The 2,861-nt window shown below is 70.0% G+C and carries 3 protein-coding genes and 1 pseudogene; all 4 read right to left on the bottom strand.

The genetic code is table 11. The features are described 5' to 3' along the window. A pseudogene (locus tag ABNT58_RS02160) lies at positions 1-506 on the bottom strand (hypothetical protein); the annotation flags it as partial. Positions 507-525: 19 nt separating this feature from the next. Continuing rightward, a complete protein-coding gene (locus tag ABNT58_RS02155) occupies positions 526-1,443 on the bottom strand; it encodes a MoxR family ATPase (protein WP_348751871.1) in 918 nt (305 codons plus the stop codon). A gap of 76 nt (positions 1,444-1,519) precedes the next feature. Then, a complete protein-coding gene (locus ABNT58_RS02150; RefSeq protein WP_348751870.1) occupies positions 1,520-2,308 on the bottom strand; it encodes a xanthine dehydrogenase family protein subunit M in 789 nt (262 codons plus the stop codon). Between the two features lie 16 nt (positions 2,309-2,324). After that, positions 2,325-2,861, bottom strand: a 537-nt coding sequence (locus ABNT58_RS02145) for a molybdopterin cofactor-binding domain-containing protein (protein WP_348751869.1), incomplete at its 5' end; no start/stop codon positions are given.

Below are 2,861 nucleotides of genomic sequence, written 5' to 3'. Positions count from 1 at the left end.
GGCTCGAACAGCGGCTTCATGCGGCGCAGCGCGCGCTTGGCCTGCAGCCATTCGTCGGGGCTCATGGTGTCGAAGTCGGCGCGCTGCAGCAGCTCACGTTCGCTGAAGGTGAGCGTGGCTTCGACCTGCACCTCGTCGGGCGGCTCGGGCTGGAGTGGGCGCGGTGGCGCACCGGCCGAGAAGGCTTCGCCCAGGCGGCGGTTCTCGGGCGGGGGCGGTGGTGCGCCCGCGTCGTTGGCGCGCACCTGCGGCAGCAGCATCTGCATCATGCGGCCGGCCAGGTCGGGGTCGCGCCAGTACAGGTCGAAGGCCTGGTCGAACATGGCGCGGTGTTCATGCCGGTCCAGCAGGCAGGCCGCCAGCGCGGCGCGAAAGTCGGCACGCGATTCGAGGCCCGCCACCTGCAAGGCCTGCAGCGCCAGCTGGATGCGGTCGGTGCCCACGGGCACGCCGGCCTGGCGCAGCACGCGCCCGAAGTGCATCACGTTCTCGGCCAGGCGGTGCATGCGGGGCGGGGCTGTCGTCTCAGGTGGCTTGCGCGCCGTCGCGCATCTGCTGCAGCAACCGCGCCACTTCGCCGCCCTGGACCTTGGCAATGTCGTCCTGGTACTTGAGCAGCACGCCCAGCGTGGTGTTCACCGTCTGCGGGTCCAGCACCACCGCGTCCAGCGCCATCAGCGCGCGGGTCCATTCGATGGTCTCGGCGATGCCGGGCAGCTTGTACAGCTCCACCGCGCGCAGCCGCTGCACGAAGGCCACGATCTCGGCGGCCAGGCGCTCGGGCGCGCCGGGCACGCGCTGCGCCAGGATCTGCGCCTCGCGCGCCGCATCGGGAAAGTCGACCCAGTGGTACAGGCAGCGGCGCTTGACCGCGTCATGGATCTCGCGCGTGCGGTTGCTGGTGAGCACCACGATGGGCGGCTCGGGCGCCTTCACCACGCCCAGCTCAGGAATCGTGATCTGGAAGTCGGACAGCACCTCCAGCAAAAAGGCCTCGAAGGGTTCGTCCGCCCGGTCCAGCTCGTCGATCAGCAGCACCGGCGGCAGCGGCTGGTCGTGCGAGATGGCCTGCAGCAGCGCGCGGCGGATCAAAAAGCGCTCGCTGAAGAGGTCGCGGCCCAGGGCCTCGCGGTTGGCGCCCGAGGTTTCGGCCAGGCGGATCTCCATCATCTGCCGCGGGTAGTTCCATTCATACGCGGCGGCGGCCAGGTCCAGGCCCTCGTAGCACTGCAGGCGGATCAAGGGCCGGCCCAGCATGCGGGCCAGGGTCTTGGCGATCTCGGTCTTGCCGGTGCCCGGCTCCCCTTCCAGGAACAAGGGGCGCTGCAGCTTGAGCGACAGGAACACGGTGGTGGCCAGCGTGCGCTCGGCCACGTAGTCGTGCTGCAGCAGCAGGTTCAGCGTGTCATCGATGCTGGCGGGCAGAACGGCGTTGGAAGACAAAAGACGAAGCCCCTGTGAAAAGCGGAACGCCGCAACAGGGTGCGGCGTTGCAGGCGGGTGCGCGGCGCAGGGCCGCTCAAGCCCCCGCGACGGCGCGCCCGGCCAGCACCGGGATGAGCGCCGCGCGGTAGGCGGCCGAGCCGTGCAGGTCGGTGTTCAGGCCATCGGCGCTCACCTTCACACCTTCGCAGGCGGCGGCCGACCAGCTGGCCGACAGCGCATCTTCCAGCGCCTTGACGCGGAACACGCACGGCCCGGCGCCGGTGACGGCCACGCGCGTGCCGGCCGGTCCGCGGCTGACGAACACGCCCACCAGCGAGAAGCGCGACGCCGGGTTGCGCATCTTTTCCCAGCCAGCCTGCTGCGGCACCGGGAAGCTGACGGCGGTGATCACCTCACCTTCGGCCAGCGCGGTCTCGTACAGGCCCTTGAAGAAGTCGTCGGCCGCGATGCTGCGCTGGTTGGTGCGCACGGTGGCCCCCAGGCCCAGCACGGCGGCCGGGTAGCAGGCGGCCGGGTCGTTGTTGGCCAGGCTGCCGCCGATGGTGCCGCGGTTGCGCACCTGGCGGTCGCCGATCAAACCAGCCAGCTTGGCCAGCGCCGGAATGGCTTGCCGCACCTCGGCCGAAGCGGCCACGGCGGCATGGGTGGTCATCGCGCCGATGGTCACCTGGCCGCCCGAGACGGTGATGCCGCTCAGCTCGCCGATGCCGCTCAGGTCGACCAGCGCCGACGGCGCGGCCAGGCCCAGCTTCATCGACGCCAGCAGCGACTGGCCGCCGGCCAGCAGCTTGGCATCGCCGCCGCCGGCGGCACGGATCGCATCGGCCACCGATGCGGGCTTGGAGTACTCGAAGGCTTGCATGTGCTGTGCTTCCTGTTCAGGCGTTCAGCGCCTTCCACACCGTGAACGACGTGGCCGGCATCGGCATGTCGCGCACGCCGATGGCGTTGCAGATGGCATTGATGATCGCAGGTGGCGAGCCGATGGCGCCGGCTTCGCCGCAACCCTTGACGCCCAAGGGGTTGTGCGTGCAAGGCGTGCCCTGCACCGTCTCGACCTGGAAGTGCGGGAAGTTGTCGGCGCGCGGCATGGCGTAGTCCATGTAGCTGCCCGACAGCAGCTGGCCGCTGTCGTCGTCGTACACGCCGTGCTCCAGCAGCGCCTGGCCGATGCCCTGGGCCAGGCCGCCGTGCACCTGGCCTTCCACGATCATCGGGTTGATGACGTTGCCGAAATCGTCGCAGGCGGTGAAGCGGTCCACCCGCGTCTCGCCGGTGCGGGGGTCCACCTCCACCTCGCAGATGTAGGTGCCCGCGGGGTAGGTGAAGTTGCTGGGGTCGTAGAAGGCGTTTTCGTTGAGGCCCGGCTCCAGCTTGTCGTGCGGAAAGTTGTGCGGCACGTAGGCGGTGAGCGC

Origin of the sequence: uncultured Aquincola sp., assembly GCF_964001545.1 — a bacterium.
Classification (GTDB): domain Bacteria; phylum Pseudomonadota; class Gammaproteobacteria; order Burkholderiales; family Burkholderiaceae_C; genus Aquincola.
Note: the sequence above shows the minus strand (reverse complement) of the source record. Positions and strands in the feature narration are given on the sequence as shown.